The sequence below is a fragment of the Streptomyces sp. S.PB5 genome, from assembly GCF_030403745.1.
Classification (GTDB): Bacteria; Actinomycetota; Actinomycetes; order Streptomycetales; family Streptomycetaceae; genus Streptomyces.
The window spans coordinates 1-19,654 of the sequence record NZ_JAQMWP010000013.1 but is presented as its reverse complement, the minus strand read 5'-3'; the positions used below and the strand labels follow the sequence as shown (position 1 = coordinate 19,654).

Annotated in this window: 18 protein-coding genes and 1 pseudogene; 15 read left to right on the top strand and 4 right to left on the bottom strand. The window is 70.5% G+C overall.

The features are described from left to right. Positions 1-177: 177 nt before the first annotated feature. Positions 178-1,863, top strand: a complete 1,686-nt coding sequence (locus tag PH203_RS30805) for a hypothetical protein (RefSeq protein ID WP_289924036.1) — start codon at positions 178-180, stop codon at positions 1,861-1,863. 527 nt (positions 1,864-2,390) lie between these two features. On the opposite strand, the gene PH203_RS30800 is transcribed toward PH203_RS30805, so the two are convergent. Next, a complete protein-coding gene (locus tag PH203_RS30800) occupies positions 2,391-3,254 on the bottom strand; it encodes a hypothetical protein (protein WP_289924034.1) in 864 nt (287 codons plus the stop codon). A 71-nt stretch (positions 3,255-3,325) separates the two neighbouring features. Between PH203_RS30800 and PH203_RS30795 the strand changes: the two genes are divergently transcribed. The 4 genes from PH203_RS30795 (at position 3,326) to ilvD (ending at position 7,817) form a co-directional block, all read left to right on the top strand. Continuing rightward, a complete protein-coding gene (locus tag PH203_RS30795) occupies positions 3,326-4,258 on the top strand; it encodes a Ppx/GppA phosphatase family protein (protein WP_289924031.1) in 933 nt (310 codons plus the stop codon). A gap of 151 nt (positions 4,259-4,409) precedes the next feature. Next, positions 4,410-5,237 carry a sugar phosphate isomerase/epimerase gene (locus tag PH203_RS30790; protein WP_289924029.1) on the top strand — a complete coding sequence of 276 codons (828 nt, stop codon included), beginning with the start codon at positions 4,410-4,412 and terminating at the stop codon, positions 5,235-5,237. Then, positions 5,234-5,842, top strand: coding sequence for a TetR family transcriptional regulator (locus PH203_RS30785; RefSeq protein ID WP_289924027.1), 609 nt, complete (start codon positions 5,234-5,236; stop codon positions 5,840-5,842). Before PH203_RS30790 ends, PH203_RS30785 begins: the two co-directional genes overlap by 4 nt. A gap of 121 nt (positions 5,843-5,963) precedes the next feature. After that, positions 5,964-7,817, top strand: coding sequence for a dihydroxy-acid dehydratase (gene ilvD, locus PH203_RS30780; protein ID WP_289924025.1), 1,854 nt, complete (start codon positions 5,964-5,966; stop codon positions 7,815-7,817). 112 nt (positions 7,818-7,929) lie between these two features. Here ilvD and PH203_RS30775 read toward each other — a convergent pair whose 3' ends face one another. Beyond that, positions 7,930-10,026, bottom strand: coding sequence for a serine/threonine-protein kinase (locus PH203_RS30775; RefSeq protein ID WP_289924024.1), 2,097 nt, complete (start codon positions 10,024-10,026; stop codon positions 7,930-7,932). Positions 10,027-10,207: 181 nt separating this feature from the next. Between PH203_RS30775 and PH203_RS30770 the strand changes: the two genes are divergently transcribed. The 7 genes and pseudogenes from PH203_RS30770 to PH203_RS30740 all read left to right on the top strand — a co-directional run bounded on the left by PH203_RS30770 (position 10,208) and on the right by PH203_RS30740 (position 13,434). Then, the gene (locus PH203_RS30770) at positions 10,208-10,537 is read left to right on the top strand and encodes an SH3 domain-containing protein (RefSeq protein ID WP_289924022.1); all 330 of its coding nucleotides are present in this window, start codon (positions 10,208-10,210) and stop codon (positions 10,535-10,537) included. 54 nt (positions 10,538-10,591) lie between these two features. Next, positions 10,592-10,708, top strand: a pseudogene (locus PH203_RS30765) (peptidase); the annotation flags it as partial. An 89-nt stretch (positions 10,709-10,797) separates the two neighbouring features. Further along, entirely contained in the window at positions 10,798-11,079 is a 282-nt protein-coding gene (locus PH203_RS30760) for an SH3 domain-containing protein (protein ID WP_289924021.1), read from the top strand. A gap of 33 nt (positions 11,080-11,112) precedes the next feature. Then, a complete protein-coding gene (locus PH203_RS30755) occupies positions 11,113-11,451 on the top strand; it encodes a hypothetical protein (protein WP_289924020.1) in 339 nt (112 codons plus the stop codon). Positions 11,452-11,476: 25 nt separating this feature from the next. After that, positions 11,477-11,809: a hypothetical protein gene (locus PH203_RS30750; RefSeq protein ID WP_289924019.1), complete on the top strand. Its 333-nt coding sequence runs from the start codon at positions 11,477-11,479 to the stop codon at positions 11,807-11,809. A 43-nt stretch (positions 11,810-11,852) separates the two neighbouring features. Further along, the gene (locus PH203_RS30745) at positions 11,853-12,359 is read left to right on the top strand and encodes an EamA/RhaT family transporter (RefSeq protein ID WP_289924018.1); all 507 of its coding nucleotides are present in this window, start codon (positions 11,853-11,855) and stop codon (positions 12,357-12,359) included. A gap of 313 nt (positions 12,360-12,672) precedes the next feature. Then, positions 12,673-13,434, top strand: a complete 762-nt coding sequence (locus PH203_RS30740) for a class I SAM-dependent methyltransferase (RefSeq protein ID WP_289924017.1) — start codon at positions 12,673-12,675, stop codon at positions 13,432-13,434. Positions 13,435-13,850: 416 nt separating this feature from the next. Here the strand turns inward: PH203_RS30740 and PH203_RS30735 are convergent, their stop codons facing one another. Then, the gene (locus PH203_RS30735) at positions 13,851-15,281 is read right to left on the bottom strand and encodes a SulP family inorganic anion transporter (protein ID WP_289924016.1); all 1,431 of its coding nucleotides are present in this window, start codon (positions 15,279-15,281) and stop codon (positions 13,851-13,853) included. A 252-nt stretch (positions 15,282-15,533) separates the two neighbouring features. Here PH203_RS30735 and PH203_RS30730 point away from each other — a divergent pair, with 252 nt between their 5' ends. From PH203_RS30730 to proC, 3 genes are all read left to right on the top strand, one after another. Beyond that, positions 15,534-16,352: an ABC transporter ATP-binding protein gene (locus PH203_RS30730; protein ID WP_289924014.1), complete on the top strand. Its 819-nt coding sequence runs from the start codon at positions 15,534-15,536 to the stop codon at positions 16,350-16,352. Then, positions 16,349-17,137 carry an ABC transporter permease gene (locus PH203_RS30725; protein ID WP_289924013.1) on the top strand — a complete coding sequence of 263 codons (789 nt, stop codon included), beginning with the start codon at positions 16,349-16,351 and terminating at the stop codon, positions 17,135-17,137. The genes PH203_RS30730 and PH203_RS30725 overlap by 4 nt, the downstream gene beginning before the upstream one ends. Before the next feature lie 110 nt (positions 17,138-17,247). Continuing rightward, positions 17,248-18,060: a pyrroline-5-carboxylate reductase gene (gene proC, locus PH203_RS30720; protein WP_289924012.1), complete on the top strand. Its 813-nt coding sequence runs from the start codon at positions 17,248-17,250 to the stop codon at positions 18,058-18,060. Positions 18,061-18,105: 45 nt separating this feature from the next. On the opposite strand, the gene trpS is transcribed toward proC, so the two are convergent. Next, positions 18,106-19,125, bottom strand: a complete 1,020-nt coding sequence (gene trpS, locus PH203_RS30715) for a tryptophan--tRNA ligase (RefSeq protein ID WP_289924011.1) — start codon at positions 19,123-19,125, stop codon at positions 18,106-18,108. Between the last annotated feature and the right edge of the window lie 529 nt (positions 19,126-19,654).

Genomic DNA, 19,654 nt, shown 5'->3' with positions numbered 1-19,654 from the left:
CGCGATCTGCCGCCCACCTCAGGCCCACGCTCCGGCGTCAACCAGCCATCTCAGTCAAGAACAGGCCACGGAATGAAGGGTTCCTGTCCCCTTATGAGGGATCGTTTCACCCGTACGGAGTAAATGTGCTCAAGGGGGAAGAAGGGGCGATCGCCCGCACCCTACGGTCCACGGGTGATGAGCAGCAGTCCGGAGACCTCGACCCGCACCACCGGCGCGCACCGGGCGCAACGAGAGGCGCGCGACCGCGGCGCGGCACGCACGCTGGCGCAGCGTACGCCGGCGCGCTATGAGCCCTATCTGGACGGTCTGTTCACCTACTGCCTGTCCGTGCTGTGCGACCACGACGCGGCCACCGCCGCCCTCGGCGACGTCCTCGCGCTCGCCGAGCGCCGCCGTGGTCCGGAGGCCGCCGGAGACCGGCGCGCCTGGCTGTACGCGCTGGCCCGCTGGGCGTGCCTGCGCAAGCTGGCCGAGGCCAAGCAGAAACGTCAGGCCACGCACGCGGCGGGCCGGCACAGCGCCGTCAGACAGCCGGCTGCGCCCGTCTCCGAGGAGGTCCAGGAGGAGCGCCGCCGCGAACTCGCCCTGCTCGCCTGGCCGGAGGCGGCCGGCACCACCCCGGACCAGCGCGAGGCGCTCGAACTCGCCGTACGCCACCACCTGGCCGCCCACGAGGTCGCCGCCGTCCTCGGCATGGACCTGGCCGCCGCCCGCGAACTGCTCGCCTCCGCCGCCTGCGAGGTCGAGCGCACCCGCGCGGCCCTCGCCGTGGTGGAGACCGGCACCTGCCCGGGCGTCGCGCGACTCGCCGGCGACAACCAACTCGTGCTCAGCACCGCCGTACGCCGTGAGCTGGTGCGCCATGTCGACGACTGCCCGCAGTGCCGCCGTACCGCCGAGCGCGCGGTCGCCGGGCGCTGGCCCGGCGCGATGATCACCCCCTCCGAGCTGCCCGTCCTGCAGGCCCCGCGCGCGACGCTGCATGTCGCCATGGCGCACTTCTCCCGCGCGGCCGCGCCCCGCTTCGACCGCCGCGGCTTTCCGATGGACCCCAAGGACCGCGCGGCCCGCCGCGACCGGCTACGCGCGCGTGCCGTCACCACGACCGTCGTCGCCACCGTCGTGGCCGCTCCCGTGCTGGCCCTCTGGGCCGCCTACCGGGGCACCCCCACCGCCGAGGGCGCCGACGGCCGCTCCGCCAGCGCCAGCGAGGCGCACGGCCCTGGCAACCTCGACGGCGAGGCCACAAGCGGAGGCTACGAGAACGCCGGCAACGCCAGCACCAAGCCCACCGACCGCTTCACCAAGGGCGACAAGCCCGACGTGTCGGTGAAGGTCATCAGCGTCACCGGCGTCGGCAAGAAGGGCGCCGGGCATCTGGAGGTCGCGGCCGGCAACAGCGGCGACACCACGCTGATCACCCTCACCGCCACCGGCGACGCCCCCGTCCGCTGGTCGGCGGCCACCGGGGCGGACTGGCTGTATCTGAGCCAGTCCTCGGGAACCCTGGAACCCGGCGAATCGTTGACGATCAAGGTGTACGTCGACCATCTGCGCGAGCCCTCCGGCTACTGGAGCGCGCGTGTGGCCGTCTCACCCGCCGGCGCCGTCGTCTCCATCGAAGGTTACGGCACCGCGCCCACCCCGACCGACCCCACCACCCCCGTCGATCCGCCCCCGTCCACCCAGAGCCCGGACCCGACCCCCACGACCTCGGCCCCCACGGACCCGACCCCCAGCGACCCGCCACCCTCGACGTCCGACCCGGACCCGACACCGACGGATCCCACCCCGTCCGAGCCGCCGAGCTCGACCCCACCGCCGAGCGACAGCGGGGACCCGAGCCCGTCGACGTCGTAGCGGTGGGCTGGGCGCGGGGTCAGGGGGTGTCCCGGGTGTGGCCGGTCCACGGGGACGGCCGGATGGGGGCTGCCCATGCGAGCGGCCGGACGCGGCCGGTCGGTCAGACGCGGCCGGTCGGCCGGACGTCGCCGGGGTTCAGTGGCGGCCGGTTGCCGTCGGCTTGCAGGGTTGGTCAGGAGCGGTCGGCTCACGGGGTCGCTGGGACGCGGCCGGCCGGCCGGACGGCGCTCGTGCTCTGCGTCGGCCGGACGTCGCCCGTGCCCTGCCTCGGCCGGACGCCGCTCATGCCCTGCGGCGGCCGGTTGCGGTCAGCCCGCCGCGCCGACCGGTTGCCGCCAGCTCGCAGGGACGGTCAGGCGCGGTCAGTCGGCGGGGTCGGCGGGATGCGGTTAGTCCGCGGGGTCGGAGAGATGCGGTCGCCCCGCAGGGTCCGTCAGGCGCGGTCGGTCCGCAGGGGTGGCCAGTTCAGGTCAGTCCACCGGGTCGCCCGGTCGCGGTCAGTCCACGCGGGCGGCCGGTCGCGGTCAGTCCACCGGGTCGGCCGGATGTGGAGCCAGCAGTGGCAGTTGCGATGCCAGCCGCTCCTCGCACAGCTCCACCAGCCGGTCGTAGCCCGCCTTGCCCATCAGCTCGGTCAGCTCGGGGCGGTAGGAGACGTACACCGGGTCGCCCGCGCCGTGCGCCGAGGTCGCCGACGTGCACCACCAGTGCAGGTCATGGCCGCCCGGACCCCAGCCGCGGCGGTCGTACTCGCCGATCGACACCTGCAGTACGCGCGTGTCGTCGGGCCGGTCGATCCACTCGTACGTCCGGCGCACCGGCAGCTGCCAGCAGACGTCCGGCTTGGTCTCCAAGGGCTCGCGGCCCTCCTTGAGCGCCAGGATGTGCAGCGAGCAGCCCGCGCCGCCGGAGAAGCCGGGGCGGTTCTGGAAGATGCACGAGCCCTGGTAGGGGCGGGTCTGGCGGTCGCCGTCCTCGTCCTGCGAGATCCAGCCGCGCTCGGTGCCCTCGTCGTGGAACTGCCAGATCTCCGGAGTGAGCCTGGCCACATGTTCGGCGACCCGCTTCTCGTCGTCCTCGTCGGAGAAGTGCGCGCCCAGCGTGCAGCACCCGTCGTCCGCGCGGCCCGCCTGGATGCCCTGGCAGCCGCTGCCGAAGATGCAGTTCCAGCGAGAGGTCAGCCATGTCAGATCGCACCGGAAGACCTGCTCGTCGTCCGCCGGATCAGGGAACTCCACCCATGCGCGGGCGAAGTCGAGCCCCTTCTCGTCGGCCGCCAGGGCCTTCTTCGACTTCTTCGGTGACTTCGCCGACGCCGTCACCTGCGACTTCGCCTGCGAAGAACCGCTGGAAGATTTGTCGCTCTTCGCCTTTTTCGTCTTTGGCACGCGTCCAGGGTAAGTGGCTTGGCAAGGCTCTGAGGACAGTCGATCGTGCAGGTGGCAGTAGCGTTCCGTACATGAGACTCGGTGTCCTCGACGTGGGATCTAACACGGTGCATCTGCTGGTGGTGGATGCACACCCTGGCGCGCGCCCGCTGCCCGCGCACTCGCACAAGGTGGAACTGCGCCTTGCCCAACTCCTCGACGAGAGCGGGGCGATCGGCCCCGAGGGGATCGAGAAACTGATCGGCGTCGTCAAGGAGGCCCTTCAGGCCGCCGAGGACAAGGGTGTCGAGGACCTCCTCCCGTTCGCCACCTCCGCCGTGCGCGAGGCCAGCAACGCCGACGACGTCCTCGCGCGCGTGCAGGCCGAGACCGGCGTCGAGCTCCAGGTCCTCACCGGCGCCGAGGAGGCCCGCCTCACCTTCCTCGCCGTCCGCCGCTGGTTCGGCTGGTCCGCGGGGAAGCTGCTGGTCCTGGACATCGGCGGCGGCTCCCTGGAGATCGCCTACGGCATCGACGAGGAGCCCGACGCGGCGGTCTCGCTGCCGCTGGGCGCCGGCCGTCTCACCGCGGGCTGGCTCCCGGGCGACCCGCCGGACGCCGAGGACATAAGGGCACTACGGCGTCATGTGCGCGCCCAGATCGCCCGCACGGTCGGCGAATTCAGCCGCTTCGGCGCCCCCGACCACGTCGTCGCCACCTCCAAGACGTTCAAGCAGCTGGCCCGTCTCGCCGGCGCCGCCCGCTCCGCCGAGGGCCTCTACGTCCAGCGCGAGCTGAAGCGGGAGTCCCTGGAGGCGTGGGTCCCGCAGCTGGCGGGGATGACGGCGGCGCAGAGGTCGGAGCTGCCGGGCGTCTCGGAGGGGCGCGCGGGCCAGCTGCTCGCGGGTGCGCTGGTGGCCGAGGGCGCGATGGACTTGTTCGGCGTGGAGAACTTGGAGATCTGCCCATGGGCGCTGCGAGAAGGCGTGATCCTGCGGCGACTCGACCACATGGGATCCGTGTAGCTGCGGTCAGGGGCGCGGGGCCGTATCGATGTGCGGCTCCGCCACGTGGGCGTGAGCCACCACAACCGCCCCCGCACCCGCCTATGGCAAGCACCACAACGGCGAATAGGCACCCCGCATTCACCCGACCGAACCCCTTAGGCTGACCCCCGTGGCAGAACCAGTCGTACGGATCCCGGATGCGAAGGTCGCGCTCTCCACGGCCTCCGTGTACCCGGAGTCCACGGCGACGGCCTTCGAGATCGCCGCACGCCTCGGCTACGACGGCGTAGAGGTCATGGTGTGGACCGACCCGGTGAGCCAGGACATAGAAGCCCTGCGCAGACTGAGCGACTACCACCAGATCCCGATCCTCGCCGTGCACGCCCCCTGCCTGCTGATCACCCAGCGCGTCTGGTCCACCGACCCCTGGGTCAAGCTCCAGCGCGCCCAGGCGGCCGCCGAGAAGCTGGGGGCGACCACCGTCGTCGTACACCCGCCGTTCCGCTGGCAGCGCCAGTACGCCCGGGACTTCGTGAGCGGCATCTGGCGGATGGCGGACGAGACGGACGTCCGGTTCGCCGTGGAGAACATGTACCCCTGGCGCTACCGCGACCGCGAGATGCTCGCGTACGCCCCCGACTGGGACGTGACGAAAGAGGACTACCGGCACTTCACGATCGACCTCAGCCATTCCGCGACGGCCCGTTCCGACGCGCTGCAGATGGTCGACCGCATGGGGGACCGGCTCGGCCATGTCCACCTCGCCGACGGCAAGGGCTCGGCCAAGGACGAGCACCTCGTCCCGGGCCGCGGCACCCAGCCCTGCGCCGAGCTGCTGGAAGGTCTCGCCCTGAGCGGCTTCGACGGTCATGTCGTCATCGAGGTCAACACCCGGCGCGCGATGTCCAGCGCCGAACGTGAGGCCGACCTCGCGGAGGCGCTGGCGTTCACGCGGCTGCACCTGGCGTCGGCCGTGAAGGTGCCGAGGCTGCCGTGACCGACGGCGTCACCGCACGGAAACGGGGCCGCCCCCCTCGTACGGAATCGGCCGGCACCCGGGATCGCATCCTGGCCGCGGCCCGTGAGGAGTTCTCCGAGCGGGGGTACGAGAAGACGTCGGTGCGCGGGATCGCGAAGGCGGCGGGAGTGGACCCCGCCCTGGTCCACCACTACTTCGGGACCAAGGAGCAGGTCTTCGAGGCGGCCGTCGAGGTGGCCTTCTCGCCCGCGGTGAAGGTGCGGGACGCGGTGCTCGAAGGGCCGCTGGACGACGCCGGCGAGCGCATGACCAGGGTGATCTTCGGGCTCTGGGAGAACCCGGTGACCCGTAAGCCGCTCCTCGCGATCGTGCGGTCCGCGGTGAACAACGAGGCCGCGGCCGCCGTCTTCCGCCGGCTCGTGGCGGCGCAGCTGATGCGGCGGATCGCCGGCGAACTGGACACCCCGGACGCGGAACTGCGCACCGAGCTGGCCGCCGCGCAGCTGGTGGGGGTGGCGATGATGCGATACGTGATCAGGATCGAGCCGGTCGCTTCGGCGGACGTGGAGCAGATCATCGCGCGGGTGGCGCCGGTGGTGCAGGGGCATCTGACGGGGCCCTGAACGGTGCCCTCAGTGCCCTCAGTGCGAGATTCGTATCCCGCATTCCGGACACTCTGTCCGCCCTCTGGATGACCGGCGTACGCTCGATAACAGCCACAACTGTCTGAAGGAGCGAGCGACGATGCCCGAGCTGAGGTCCCGCACAGTCACCCACGGCCGCAACATGGCGGGCGCCCGCGCCCTTATGCGCGCCTCCGGTGTACCGGGCGCGGACATCGGCCGCAAGCCGATCATCGCCGTCGCGAACTCCTTCACCGAGTTCGTCCCGGGCCACACCCACCTGCAGCCGGTCGGCCGGATCGTCAGCGAGGCGATCGTCGAGGCCGGCGGCATCCCGCGCGAGTTCAACACCATCGCGGTGGACGACGGCATCGCGATGGGCCACGGCGGCATGCTGTACTCCCTCCCCTCCCGTGACCTGATCGCGGACTCGGTCGAGTACATGGTCGAGGCGCACTGCGCCGACGCCCTGATCTGCATTTCCAACTGCGACAAGATCACGCCGGGCATGCTGAACGCGGCCCTGCGCCTGAACATCCCCACCGTCTTCGTCTCCGGCGGCCCGATGGAGTCCGGCCGCGCGACCCTCGTCGACGGCACGGTCCGCACCCTCGACCTGGTCGACGCGATCTCCGACGCCGTCAACGACAAGATCTCGGACGAGGACATCCTCCGTATCGAGGAGAACGCCTGTCCGACCTGCGGCAGCTGTTCCGGCATGTTCACGGCCAACTCGATGAACTGCCTGACCGAGGCGATCGGCCTCTCGCTCCCGGGCAACGGCTCGGTGCTCGCGACCCACACCGCCCGCAAGGGCCTGTACGAGGCCGCCGCCCGCACCGTCATGGACATCACCCGGCGCTACTACGAGCAGGACGACGAGACGGTCCTGCCGCGCTCGGTCGCGTCCTTCGCCGCCTTCGAGAACGCCATGGCGCTGGACATCGCGATGGGCGGCTCGACCAACACGATCCTGCACCTGCTGGCCGCGGCCCAGGAGGCGGAGGTCCCCTTCGGCCTCAACGAGATCGACGCGGTCTCCCGGCGGGTGCCGTGCCTGGCGAAGGTCGCACCGAACGTCGCCAAGAACCGCACGTACTACATGGAGGACGTGCACCGCGCCGGCGGCATCCCGGCCCTGCTGGGCGAACTGCACCGCGCGGGTCTGCTCAACGAGGACGTCCACTCCGTCCACAGCCCCTCCCTCGCGGACTGGCTGAAGACGTGGGACGTCCGCGGCGGCTCCCCGTCGGCGGAAGCCGTGGAACTGTGGCACGCGGCCCCCGGCTGCGTCCGCTCCGCCGAGGCCTTCTCCCAGTCCGAGCGCTGGGACACCCTGGACGTCGACGCCGAGGGCGGCTGCATCCGCTCCGCCGAGCACGCCTACTCCAAGGACGGCGGCCTCGCGGTCCTCAAGGGCAACCTGGCGGTCGATGGCTGTGTGGTGAAGACGGCGGGCGTCGACGAGTCGATCTGGCAGTTCGAGGGCCCGGCGGTGGTCTGCGAGTCCCAGGAGGAAGCCGTCCAGAAGATCCTCCTGAAGGAGATCAAGGAGGGTGACGTCGTCGTCATCCGCTACGAGGGCCCCAAGGGCGGCCCCGGCATGCAGGAGATGCTCTACCCGACCTCGTACCTGAAGGGCCGCGGCCTCGGAAAGGCCTGCGCCCTCGTCACCGACGGCCGCTTCTCCGGCGGCACGTCCGGCCTCTCCATCGGCCACGCCTCCCCGGAGGCCGCCGCCGGCGGCACCATCGCCCTCGTCGAGGACGGCGACCGCATCCGCATCGACATCCCCAACCGGGCCATCGAACTCCTCGTCGACGACACCGAGCTGGCCCGTCGCGAGGCGGCGCTGGGCGGGGTGTATGCACCGAAGAACCGCGAGCGCAAGGTCTCGGCCGCGCTGAGGGCGTACGCCGCGATGGCGACGAGCGCGGACAAGGGCGCGGTGCGGGACGTCTCGAAGCTGGGTTGAGGGTTCGAGGCTGGGTTGAGGTTTCGAAGCCGGGCTGAGTTTCAGGGCTGAGCTTCGAGCTGAGCTTCGGGGTTTGCGGGGCCGTCTCTTCGGGGGCGGCCCCTTTTGCGTGTCACCAGGTGGAGGGGTTGGCGGTGGGGAGGGCGAAGACGGTGCCGTCGGGGGCGGTGGCGTAGATGCGGTCGCCCGCGATCTGGGGCACCGGCAAGGTGGCCACGTACTCGTCGGACTTGTCGCCCATCCTGGGCGCCGTCTGGCCGAGCGGCTTTCCCTGCGCGGCGTCGGCGGCCAGCAGGCGTCCGTCAGCGGCGGTGATGTAGACATGGCGGCCGTCGGTCGCTGGTGCGGAACCCTGGCTCACGGATGTCTCGAGCGACCACAGCTGCTTCTTCGCGCCCATGTCGACGGCAACCAGGGAGCCGCCTGTGCCGAGCAGGTAGACGAGGTCGCCGTGGGCGGTGGCCTGCGCCTGATCGAGCGGGACAGCGAGCGTCACGCGCCGCGTGGCATCGGATTCCGGGTCGTAGCGGACCACGGCGTCGGCTTCGCCGTAATTGCCGCCGCTCGACAGGAAGAGGACACTGCCGTCCGCGGCGCCGAACGGCTTCAACGTCCCCTCGAAGCGGGCGTTCCACCGCACGCGGCCCGTGCCCGGATCCACCGCTGTCACCCGCGTGTGCGTTCCGTCGGCGGACTTGCCGGTGGCGTACGCCCAGGGGCTGCCGGGGAACGAGTGGAGGGACAGGCTGCTCGAATCAGCCACGGTTCTGCGCCACTTGGTCTCGCCCGATGAGCCGTCGACTCCGGTGACCTTCCCGCCAGGCCCCGTCAGCAGCAGCATGGCTCCTGCGTACCGGAAGCCGAGGTAGGTGGAGATGTCCAACTTCCACCGGGTGGTGCCGGAGGCCGGATCGAGGGCCAGCAGCTGTTTGCCCGAGTGAGTCAGGACATGCACCAGGCCGGCTGCCAGGACCGGTGGCGTACCGGGGGTATCGGCCTTGCCGAGCGGGTGCCTCCAGAGCACGCGGCCGTCGGCCGGATCGAGCGCGGCGACCATCCCTGGCTGAGTGCACAGCAGACGTCGTGTCCCGTACGAGCACCGGGGCAGGCCGCCTTCTCCCTCATTCGGCTTCGTGGCCCAGGGACGGAACCCGGCGGCCGTGCTGTGTGCGGGACCGTCGTTCCGTTCCGTCTCTTCATGACCGAGGAGCTGGACGGAAATCAGCGTGCCGAGCACCACGAGGACCAGACCCAAGGCCCCCAGCGCCACCGCCTTGCCCGGACGCCATTTACGTCGCCGCTGCGGCTCCCCAGCGCGGGGCTCCGGGCGGGGCTCCGCGCCCGTGCGCTGGGTAGGTATGAACGCCTGTGTGTCGTACGAGGCCGCGACCGAGCGCAGCTCGCGCATCAACTCGTCCGGTGTGGGCCTGTCTTCGGGTTCCTTGGCCAGGCAGCGCGCGATGAGCGGTGCGAGATTCTCGGGTACGTCGGTCAGATCGGGTTCGTCATGGACGACCTGATAGGCCACGACGTACGGGCTGTCCGAGTCGAAGGGCCCGCGCCCCGTAGCCGCGTGGACCATCACCGAGCCGAGCGCGAAGACATCGGCGGCAGGTCCGACCTCGCGCGGACGCCGGAACTGCTCGGGTGCCATGAACGGCGGCGTTCCGATCAGCTTCCCGGTCTCTGTGCGAAGTTCGCTGTCCTTTGGCCGGGAAATGCCGAAGTCGATGACCTTGGGCCCGTCGTCGGCGAGCAGCACGTTGCTGGGTTTGAGATCCCGGTGAACGACCCCGACCCTATGAATGTCGCGCAGCGCCTCGGCCAGCCCGGCCATGAGCCGACGCAGCTGAGCCGGGGGCATGGGGCCGTTCCGCTTCACCTCGTCGGCGAGGGTGGCGCCCGGAATGAACAGCGTGGCCATCCAGGGGCGCTCCGCCTCCGGGTCGGCATCGACGACCGGCGCCGTGAATGCGCCGCTGACGCGGCGGGCCGCAGCGACCTCCTGCCGGAACCGCCCCCGGAACTCAGGGTCCTTGGCGAATTCGGCGTGCACGACCTTCACCGCGAGCGTCATCCCCGAGGCGCTCCGGGCGCGGTGTACGACGCCCATACCCCCGGACCCCAGACGTGACTCCAGCTTGTAGTGACCGGCGTACTCGGGAAGTTCCGCTTCCGCGCCCGCTCCGGTGTTGTGCTGTGGCGCCATGGGACCACCCCCGTGCTGTTCGTCCGCGCGCGCGACGCACGGAGCCTAGTCGATGACTCGTACGAGACAGAGGCGGCTTGCTAGCGTTCGTGTTCGAGTTGCGCACGTCTGTTTCGCGACGTGTCGTGGGGGAATCAACGAGGTCCCATGGCAACCGTGGGGCTCAACGGGGGAGGAATTCATGTCTGTTGACCGTGTCGAAGAGACCGATGGCGGCGAGGAAGCGATCGGGGTGATGGCGGCGGCCTCGGCAACAGCTGTCCGCTACTACTCGATCGCGCCGGGTGTCCGGCTGAACGTGCGCAGCGGCCCCGGTACGAGCTATCCGATCGTGGACGTGCTGGCCGAGGGGTCCAAGGTCGCGATCCTCTGCCAGACACCCGGCACGACGATCACCGGCCCGTACGGCACGTCGAACATCTGGGACTGCGTCGCCAGCGGTGAGTACGTCTCGGACGCCTACGTGAACACCGGCAGCGACGGCTACATCCGCCCGCGCTGCTCGCTCTGACACCACCGCTGCCCGAGAAGTTCCGATGTCGGCATCACGAGGCGGCGCCGGGCTGTCACCGGCCCCTACGGCACATCGGACATCCGGGACGACATGGGTGACGGTGAGTACGTCTCGGACGCCTACCTGAACACCGGCGGCGACGGTTACGTCGCCTCGCGCTGCGCCTGACCTTCGCCGCCCCTACCTCCAAGGGACCATCAGTGACCTCTCGGACTCGTAGATCCGTCCTGCTCACCGCCGCCACCAGCGCTTTCCTCATGGCCATGTCGCCCGTGGCCGAGTCGGCGAGCGTGCGCTACTACCCGATCGCGCCGGACGTCCGCCTCAACGTTCGCAACGGCCCCGGCACGAGCTACAGCATCGTGCGGATCCTGCCCGAGGGCTCCAAGGTCCCGATCTACTGTCAGACCCCGGGCACGACGGTGACTGGCCCGTACGGCACGTCGAACATCTGGGACAACATCAGCAACGGCCAGTATGTCTCGGACACCTATGTCAACACCGGAAGCGACGGCTATGTCGCCGACCGCTGCAGCTGACCCGGTACCCCCACACAATCCCAAGGGAAAGCCATGTCCCCCGTGACCCGCAGATCCGTCCTCCTCGCCACCGCCACCGGCGCCTTCATCACGGTCGGCGCCGCCGGCACCGCCGAGGCCGAGATCCGCTACTACCCGGTCGCCCCCGGCTACCGCGTCAACGTCCGCAGGGGCCCCGGCACCCAGTACGCCATCGTCCGCGTACTGCCCGAGGGCGCCATGGTGCCGATCTTCTGCCAGACGCCCGGCGAGACCATCACCGGCCCGTACGGCACGTCGAACATCTGGGACAACATCGACGACGGTGAGTTCATCGCGGACGCCTACGTCCAGACGGGCAGCGACGGATACGTCCGCCCGCGCTGCTCGTAGCACCTGCAAGACCGAAAGGACCCCCATGACATTGCTGAAGCGCGGCTCCCTCGTGCTCACCAGCACCGCCGCGGCGTTCCTCACCGTCCTCGGCGCCGCCTCCGAGGCCGCAGCCGCGAGCTACCCGGTGGTCGGCACCTCGAACGTGAACGCCCGCAGCGGCCCGGGAACCAGCTACCAGATCATCAAGACCTACAAGCCCGGCACGAACCTCACCCTCGTCTGCCAGACGCCGGGCGAGACGATCACCGGCCCGCTCGGCACCTCGAACATCTGGGACAAGACCGCCGACGGCGTCTATGTCTCGGACACCTACGTGAAGACGGGCAGCGACGGATACGTCGTCGGCCGCTGCTGAGCCCCCGCGGAGTCCGCGCCCGACCCGGAGCCATAATCGACGCGTGAGCGACGAAAACGGCACCCAGGAAACTCCCGCGGGCTCCGCACCCGGCCCCCGCCCGGAACCCATCCGTTTCTTCGGCACGACCTGGGTCGACCACGACAACGGCTACCCGGTCCGCCGCATCGGCGCAGCCGTCGGCTCCCTCGCCGCCGCCCTCGCCTCCTGCCTGATCCTCCGCTTCGCCTACCAGGGCCTCCAGATCGCGGACATCGGCGGCTTCGTCACCCTCCTCATGGTCGTGATGTTCGCGATCTGCAGCGCCCTCGCCTTCCGCCACACCTGGGACAGCTTCACCAAGCGCCCCGACCCCGACCGCCAGGCCTCCCTCCGCGGCCTCCTCGCCATCGGCTTCGTCGGCTCCCTTCTCGCCTACTTCTTCCGCTCCCTCACCGAGGCCCCTGGCGAGAAACTCCACCGCGAGGAGTACGAGACCGCGCTGAAGCAGCACGAGAAGCGCAGCACCCGCCGCACCGGCAACCCATCGAAGAAGCGCCGCCGGTCCTAGGAATTGCACGGGGCGCGACGACCCACGCCGAGCCTCGAACCCGGGCCGTTCGACATACGAGGGGTGGGCCGAAGGCCACTGCCACGGTCAGCCGGCTCGGGGCCAGGCCGTGCGATGCGAACCGGTCCGCACCGAACCGAACCGGACCGGACCGGACCGAAGCCCGGCCCGGCGCGGCGCAGCGAACCTCGGCCGCCCCCGGCCCCGCCGATCTCTTCGCAAGGCGCCCCCGGCTCCCACCCCCTCCGGCGCCCCCACCGACTCTCACCGAAAACTCACTGCACCCTGCACCCACCTCCGCCACCATGGCCGTATGACGGCTCCCACGCGCACCGCCCGCGCCCACTCCTTCAACGCGGCCGCAGCCCAGTACGCGGCGAACCGCCCCTCCTACCCGCCCGCCCTCTTCGACGCCGTCGAGGATCTCGCCGGCCGCCCTCTCACCGGCGCCCGTGTCGTGGACGTCGGCGCCGGCACGGGCATAGCGACCGGACTCCTGCACGCCCGTGGCGCGGACGTCCTCGCCGTCGAACCCGGTGACGGAATGGCCGCCCAGTTCCGCCGGACCCACCCCGACATCCCGATCGTCCGCGGCAACGGCAACGTCCTCCCCCTCGCCGACGACTCCGCCGACTTCCTCACCTACGCCCAGGCCTGGCACTGGACCGACCCGAGCCTCGCGATTCCGGAGGCCGTCCGCGTCCTGCGCCCGGGCGGCGCGCTCGCGCTGTGGTGGAACACCGATGCCCTCGACGTCCCCTGGCTCGCCGAGAGCGCCAAGCGCATCGAACGCCACTTCGACGTGAACGTCTCCAAGGAGAAGCGCAACGTCAACGCGCACGTCGCCGACCCCGCCGACCGCCTCCGCTTCACCCGCCGAGAGGTCCGCTGGAGCCGCCGCATCACCGTCGACGCCCACCTCGCCAACATCGCCAGCCACTCGATCTTCCTGGTCCGCGGCGAGGAAGCGAACGCCGCCTTCCTCGCCGAGGAGCGTGAACACCTCCTGCGGACCTTCCCGGACGGCATCGTCGAAGAGGTCTACGACGTCATCCTCCTGCTGGCCACAACCTGAGCCCGCTCAAGGACCGACCCCACTTACGACACCGCCCGCCACGGTCCACTGAGCCCGACACCCGAGCGGGGGAGCCCGGCACCATGACCCAGCACCCGGCCCCGGAGGCTCGCCCAGCACCGGAACAGAACCTCACCCGGAATCTCGCGGCACCTGGCGCGGACCCTCGCCTGCACCTCGCCCAGCACCCGACCAGCCACGACGCGCGGACCCTCGCCCGCCCCTGCGCTGCACCTCGCCCCGCCCCACGGCGTCCCGCCGAACCGCACAGCCGAAAGCGCCCCCGACAGGCCAAGCCACTCGCCTCACACCGCCCCTACCCCAGGAGCCCCCTCCTCCCTTGCCCCTGAGCCCCTCCGCTCTGCCCCTCTGCCCCAGCGCCCCTCCCTCCCCGCACCCTGCACCTGCACCCCCCGTCACTTCCCGCTAGCCACCAACCCCTGCCCCTGCCCCCGCCCCGCGGCCCACCCCTCCAGCGCCGCCGCACACGCATGGTCCACGTGCCGCAGCCCGCCCAACTCCAACCGCACCTCCCGGTCCCGCGGCAACGCCTCCAACTCATCCAGCAGCCTCGGCAGCCGCAGGAACGTCGCATGCCCCAGCACCCGTACGACGATCCCCGCCTCACCCCGGTCCTCGGTCTCCACATGCACATGGCTGGCGTCCCACGCGGTCTTCGCCACCGCCAGCGCCAACCCCACCAGCACCCCCTCGAAAAGATTCCCGACGACGATCGCCACCGCCGTCACCCCCAGCACGACCACCTCCCCACGATGGCCCTGCCACAGCACCCGCACCTCCCGCACCGGCACGAGCTTGCACCCCGCATGCACCAGCAGCGCGGCCAGCGCCGCCACCGGAACGACCCCGAGGACCCCGGGCACGACGACCGTGAACAGCAGCAGCCACACCCCGTGCAGCACCCGGGACGCCTTGGTCCGTGCGCCCGCCTGCACATTCGCCGCGCTCCGCACGATCACCGCGGTCATCGGCAGGGCACCGAGCACCCCGCACACCGCGTTTCCCGCGCCCTGCGCGATCAGCTCACGGTCGTAGTCGGTGCGCCGCCCGCCGTGCAGCCGGTCCACCGCCGCCGCGCTGAACAACGACTCGGCGGACGCGATCAACGCGAAGGCGATCACGGTCCCCAACACGCCCACTTCCGTGAGCCGTCCGAGATCCGCCGCCTCCGGCAGCCGTACGGCATCCAGCAGGCCCTGCACCTCGACCCGCCGCACGTCCAGGCCGAACACCCCGGTCACCGCCGCCGCGAGGCCGACCGCGACCAGTGGTGCGGGCACCAGGCGAGCCCCGCGCTTGAATCGCGGCCACAGCAGCAGTACGGCAATGGTGACACCCCCCACTGACAACGCCACCGGATCCAGCACCGAGGGCAGTGAGACGAGCCCGGCCAGCTTGCCCAGCCCGCCGCCGGGTGCGTTCGCGTCGCCCAGCGCGTAGACCTGACCGGCGACCAGGACGAGCCCGATCCCGGCCAGCATCCCCTGCACGACCGCCACGGACACGGCCCGGAACCACCGCCCCAGCCGCAGCACCCCGAGCCCGAGCTGCACCAGCCCCGCCCCGAACACCAGCACCCCGAGCGCCCCGACCCCGTACCTCTGCACGGCTTCGTAGACCAGCACCGTCAGTCCAGCCGCAGGCCCGCTCACCTGCAGGCTGCTGCCCGGCAGCACACCGGCGACCAGCCCGCCGACGATCCCGGTCACCAGCCCCAGCTCGGCCGGCACACCGGAGGCTATGGCGACTCCGACGCAGAGCGGCAGGGCCACGAGAAACACGACAAGGGAAGCGAACAGATCGGACTTGCTTACAGCGCAGCGCATGGCAGGAGCACCTCCGACGGTCACAGGACAGGAGATGCGTGGGCGCGCCGCGTCGGGGGAGTACACGGCACTGAAACCCATTGTCAGGAACGGGAGTTGACCGCGCAGCCCGTTCACCCGGTCCGCGGAGGGCTCCGGAGGCGCGTGAACCGGATCACCCGCCTCCGATCGCTCCATCGCGCGCCTGCGCCCTCGAACCCGCCGTACACATCACGCTTGACGACCCCCTTGGGCGAGAGGATTATTCATCGCATGATGAATTATTCTCCAGGCCCTCCCGACACCCCCGCCGTCCGCGCCGAAGACCTCACCGTGGTCCGAGGCCCCCGCACCGTCCTGCGCGGCCTCGACTTCACCGTCCCGCGCGGCCAGATCACCGGACTCCTCGGCCCCTCGGGCTGCGGCAAGTCCACCCTCATGCGCTCCATCGTCGGCACCCAGGCCAAGGTCACCGGCGCCCTCGACGTCCTCGGCCACCCCGCCGGCCACCCCACCCTGCGCACCCGCATCGGCTACGTCACACAAGCCCCCTCCGTCTACGACGACCTGACCGTCCGCCAGAACCTCGACTACTTCGCCGCGATCCTCGCCCCGGGCCACGCGGCCGCCGACCACCGACACTCCGACGTCACCCGAGTCATCGAGGACGTCGACCTCACCAGCCACGCCGACGCCCTCGCCGGCAACCTCTCCGGCGGCCAGCGCAGCCGTGTCTCCCTGGCCGTCGCCCTCCTCGGCACCCCGGAGCTACTCGTCCTGGACGAACCGACCGTCGGTCTCGACCCCGTCCTCCGCCGCGATCTCTGGACCCTCTTCCACGACATCGCCGCCCAACGCGGAGCGACCCTCCTCATCTCCTCCCACGTCATGGACGAGGCCGAGCGCTGCCACCGCCTCCTCCTCATGCGCGAGGGCGAGATCCTCGCCGACGACACCCCCGACGCCCTGCGCACCCGCACCGGCGCCGACACCGTCGAAGCCGCATTCCTGCACCTCGTCGACGAAGCCACCGCGGCCGGACGCAAGAGGGAGCAGAAGAAGGAACAGAAGAAGGAAGAGACGACGCGATGAGCACGACGACCACCACCACCGTGAACCCGGCCGCCCCGACCAGCGCCCTCAGCGCCTCCCGCACCACGGCCACCGCCGCGCGCGTACTGCGCCAGCTCCGCCACGACCCGCGCACCATCGCGATGATGATCCTGATCCCCTGCGTGATGCTGTTCCTGCTGCGCTACGTCTTCGACGGCAGCCCACGCACCTTCGACAGCATCGGAGCCTCCCTCCTCGGGATCTTCCCGCTGATCACGATGTTCCTGGTCACCTCCATCGCCACCCTGCGCGAACGCACCTCAGGCACCCTCGAACGCCTCCTCGCCATGCCTCTCGGCAAAGGCGACCTCATCGCCGGCTACGCCCTCGCCTTCGGCACCCTCGCGATCATCCAGTCCGCCCTCGCCACGGGACTGGCCCTCTGGGTCCTGGGCCTCGACGTCACCGGCAGCCCATGGCTCCTGCTGCTGGTGGCCCTCCTGGACGCCCTCCTCGGCACCGCCCTCGGCCTCTTCGTCTCGGCCTTCGCCGCCTCCGAATTCCAGGCCGTCCAGTTCATGCCGGCCGTGATCTTCCCCCAGCTCCTTCTCTGCGGCCTCTTCACTCCCCGCGACAACATGCACCCCGTCCTGGAGGCCATCTCCAACGTCCTGCCCATGTCCTACGCCGTCGACGGCATGAACGAGGTCCTCAGGCACACCGACATGACCGCCGCCTTCGTCCGCGACGCGCTGATCGTGGCCGGCTGTGCCCTGCTCGTCCTCACCCTGGGAGCCGCAACCCTGCGACGTCGAACGGCCTAGCGGGCAGACACCCCGTCCACATCCCGCCAGCCGGACAACCGAGCCGCACACCCACCCCCGGTGCGAGGATGAACCCCGGACGACGAGAACCCCGGAGGGCACCCGCAGCCATGACCCAGAAAGTCGCAGTCCTCGGCACCGGCAAGATCGGCGAAGCCCTGCTCAGCGGAATGATCCGAGGCGGCTGGGCCCCCGCCGACCTCCTGGTCACCGCCCGCCGCCAGGAACGGGCCGAAGAACTCCGCACGCGCTACGGAGTCAGCCCCGTCACCAACGCCGAGGCCGCCAAGACGGCCGACACCCTGATCCTCACGGTCAAGCCGCAGGACATGGGCACCCTCCTCGACGAACTCGCCCCGCACGTCCCCGCCGACCGCCTGATCATCAGCGGTGCCGCGGGCATCCCCACCTCCTTCTTCGAGGAGCGCCTCGCCGCGGGCACCCCGGTCGTCCGCGTCATGACGAACACCCCCGCCCTCGTCGACGAGGCCATGTCCGTCATCTCCGCCGGCAGCCACGCAACCGCCGAGCACCTCGCCCACGCCGAGGAGATCTTCGGCGCCGTCGGCAAGACGCTCCGCGTCCCCGAGTCCCAGCAGGACGCCTGCACCGCCCTCTCCGGCTCCGGCCCGGCGTACTTCTTCTACCTGGTCGAAGCCATGACGGACGCCGGCATCCTGCTCGGCCTGCCCCGCGACAAGGCCCACGACCTCATCGTCCAGTCCGCGATCGGCGCCGCCACGATGCTCCGCGACAGCGGCGAACACCCGGTCAAGCTCCGAGAGAACGTCACGTCCCCCGCGGGCACCACCATCAACGCCATCCGCGAACTCGAGAACCACGGCGTACGAGCAGCCCTCATCGCCGCCCTCGAAGCGGCCCGCGACCGCAGCCGCGAACTGGCCTCCGGCAACAACGGCTGACGGCGCCCGGCCGCCCTCGCCCCAGAGGGCGGCCCGGCACCCGCCTTACGCGGTCACCGCGATATCCGCATCCGCCGGCAGCAACCCGATCGCCCGATACGCCGCATCGACGGTCGGCCGGGCCATCGCCCGGGCCTTCTGCGCACCATCCCGCAGCACCCCCTCCACATAGCCAGGATCCGCGCACAACTCCTTGTGCCTCTCCTGCACGGGCCTGAGGACCTCGACCACGGCCTCTGCGGTGTCCTTCTTCAAGGCGCCGTACGACTCATATACACCGCTCAGCGCCTCCGGGTTCCCACCCGTGCACGCCGCGAGGATCTCCAGCAGATTGGCGAGACCCGGCCGCGCCTCCCGGTCGTACACGACCTCCTGCCCGCTGTCGGTCACAGCCCGCGTGACCTTCTTCCGCACCGCATCCGGCTCGTCGAGCAGATAGACGATCCCCGGCCCGGTGTCATCGCTCTTCCCCATCTTCGAGAGCGGCTGCTGCAGGTTCATCACCCGCGCCCCCACCGCCGGCGGCGTGGCCCGAGGCACCACGAACGTATGCCCGTAACGCTGGTTGAACCGCACCGCGAGATCCCGTGTCAGCTCCACATGCTGCGTCTGGTCATCCCCCACCGGCACTTCGTCGGCCCCGTACGCCAGGATGTCCGCCGCCATCAGCACGGGATACGTCAGCAACGACAGCCGCACACTCCCGCCACGCTGCCGCTCCCGCGCCGCCTTCTCCTTGTACTGGATCATCCGCCGCATCTCACCGTCCGTGGCCACGCACTCCAGCACATACGACAGCCGCGCGTGCTCGTCGACATGGCTCTGCACGAACAGGGTGCACAGCTCGGGATCCAGCCCCGTAGCCAGCAGCAAGGTCGCCGCCTGCCTGCTGAGCCGTCGCACCCGAGCCGGATCGTGGTCCACGGTCAGCGCATGCAGATCCACGACACAGAACAAGGCATCCGACTGGTACTGGTCGACGACAGCCCACCGCCGCATGGCTCCCAGGTAGTTCCCCAGCGTCAGATGCCCGGTCGGCTTGACCCCACTGAAGACCCGCGTCATCTCTTCTCCGTCTCCCGGTCGAGACCGCCGTCCCGGCGGGCCGACCCTCAGGAGCTACCGGAGGGAGATACGAAAACGGCCGCCGAGGCGGCGGCCGTTGAGTGCATACGTCAGTCCGGCCGCCGTCAGGCGGCCCACCACAGCTGGGTGCACGTACGCGTCGTCATGCAGCCCAGGGTACGCCTCCTGGGTCCCGTCCGGACGGGAGTTGACACCCCCCGCCCCGGTACGTAGTGTTCTCCGAGTTGTCCGACGTGAGCGCCGACTCCGGTCGGTCCCCGGACAGCCATTCCGTAAGTACCAACCCACTAGTCGACTGCCGTCGATCCGGCTGCTGTCGTTTAATTGGTATGCGTATTTGCGAAATGAGGAATCCGCGTTCGAAAGAACGCAGCCCCGATTAGCGCGGGGCCACGGAGTCCGCTAAAGTCTCACTCGTCGGAACGGCCCAACAGCCGCGAAGACAAGCCCCTCTGACTGGGAGTCAGGCCCGAAAGGATCTGATAGAGTCGGAACCGCCGGAAAGGGA

Coding starts and splice junctions, on each gene's coding strand:
- PH203_RS30755 (WP_289924020.1), top strand. CDS start 11,113: ATGTCCCCCGTGACCCGCAGATCCGTCCTCCTCGCCACCGCCACCGGC.
- PH203_RS30750 (WP_289924019.1), top strand. CDS start 11,477: ATGACATTGCTGAAGCGCGGCTCCCTCGTGCTCACCAGCACCGCCGCG.
- ilvD (WP_289924025.1), top strand. CDS start 5,964: ATGCCCGAGCTGAGGTCCCGCACAGTCACCCACGGCCGCAACATGGCG.
- PH203_RS30770 (WP_289924022.1), top strand. CDS start 10,208: ATGTCTGTTGACCGTGTCGAAGAGACCGATGGCGGCGAGGAAGCGATC.
- PH203_RS30795 (WP_289924031.1), top strand. CDS start 3,326: ATGAGACTCGGTGTCCTCGACGTGGGATCTAACACGGTGCATCTGCTG.
- PH203_RS30775 (WP_289924024.1), bottom strand. CDS start 10,026: ATGGCGCCACAGCACAACACCGGAGCGGGCGCGGAAGCGGAACTTCCC.
- proC (WP_289924012.1), top strand. CDS start 17,248: ATGACCCAGAAAGTCGCAGTCCTCGGCACCGGCAAGATCGGCGAAGCC.
- trpS (WP_289924011.1), bottom strand. CDS start 19,125: ATGACGCGGGTCTTCAGTGGGGTCAAGCCGACCGGGCATCTGACGCTG.
- PH203_RS30760 (WP_289924021.1), top strand. CDS start 10,798: ATGGCCATGTCGCCCGTGGCCGAGTCGGCGAGCGTGCGCTACTACCCG.
- PH203_RS30730 (WP_289924014.1), top strand. CDS start 15,534: ATGATGAATTATTCTCCAGGCCCTCCCGACACCCCCGCCGTCCGCGCC.
- PH203_RS30805 (WP_289924036.1), top strand. CDS start 178: ATGAGCAGCAGTCCGGAGACCTCGACCCGCACCACCGGCGCGCACCGG.
- PH203_RS30735 (WP_289924016.1), bottom strand. CDS start 15,281: ATGCGCTGCGCTGTAAGCAAGTCCGATCTGTTCGCTTCCCTTGTCGTG.
- PH203_RS30725 (WP_289924013.1), top strand. CDS start 16,349: ATGAGCACGACGACCACCACCACCGTGAACCCGGCCGCCCCGACCAGC.
- PH203_RS30740 (WP_289924017.1), top strand. CDS start 12,673: ATGACGGCTCCCACGCGCACCGCCCGCGCCCACTCCTTCAACGCGGCC.